This window comes from Bacillus sp. SRB_331, assembly GCF_003264175.1.
Lineage (GTDB): Bacteria > Bacillota > Bacilli > Bacillales > Bacillaceae_G > Bacillus_A > Bacillus_A mycoides.
This window is the reverse complement of the sequence record NZ_NADV01000097.1, coordinates 1-665: the sequence shown is the minus strand read 5'-3', so window position 1 is coordinate 665 and position 665 is coordinate 1. Positions and strand designations below refer to the sequence as shown.

Annotated in this window: 2 protein-coding genes; both read right to left on the bottom strand. The window is 30.8% G+C overall.

Annotation, left to right across the window (positions count from 1 at the left end):
* Positions 1–416: spore coat protein (locus B5P42_RS31365; protein ID WP_113736071.1), on the bottom strand; the 416-nt coding region annotated here is incomplete at its 3' end.
* 14 nt (positions 417–430) lie between these two features.
* Positions 431–631, bottom strand: coding sequence for a spore coat protein (locus B5P42_RS31360; protein WP_088033014.1), 201 nt, complete (start codon positions 629–631; stop codon positions 431–433).
* Between the last annotated feature and the right edge of the window lie 34 nt (positions 632–665).

The following is a 665-nucleotide window of genomic DNA, read 5'->3' as shown; positions in this document are numbered from 1 at the left end:
ATTTGGAGAAGGATTTGAACATTTACTGCTATATCTGTATCAGTTGTTGTTACGGTTACATTTCTAGAATTTCGAATAACAGTTTCTTGCTTATTAACTTGTTTAACAGATGATTTTTGAAATAATTCTTGTGCTACACGGTCAGCTTTTTCACTGTCTGCTATTGAAATACTTATTACAACCACAATAGCTGCTTGTAATGCTGCTTGGATAGATAACGCAGCTTTTGTATCTGTAGTAGTAACTTCTACATCTGCTGAATCAACAATTGTAATAGATTCTTCAGAGATTTGGTAAGTTTTACTTTCTTGTGTAGCCACTTCTGAAACGTTAGCATTTTTAAAAGACGGATGCGGATTTGAAGAATCTAATGCACTCCACTTTTTATTTTCATCTGAATGGCATGCTTTGTCCATAAGTTCACCCCCTTTCAATCCAAATAATTATTAACCTGTGATTGTATTTCAGAAACAATACTTTTAATTTGCTGCTTTTTTTCTGGCGATAAATTTTTTAACTTTTCTTCATTTATCCCATGCCTATTAAAAACATCTGAGAGTAAAAGGTCTATGATTATATTCTTTTGGTCCTTATCAAATTTAAAGGAAGAAAATTTGTTTAAATTATCCATTTACAATATTCACTCCAATCAAATTTACTATAAA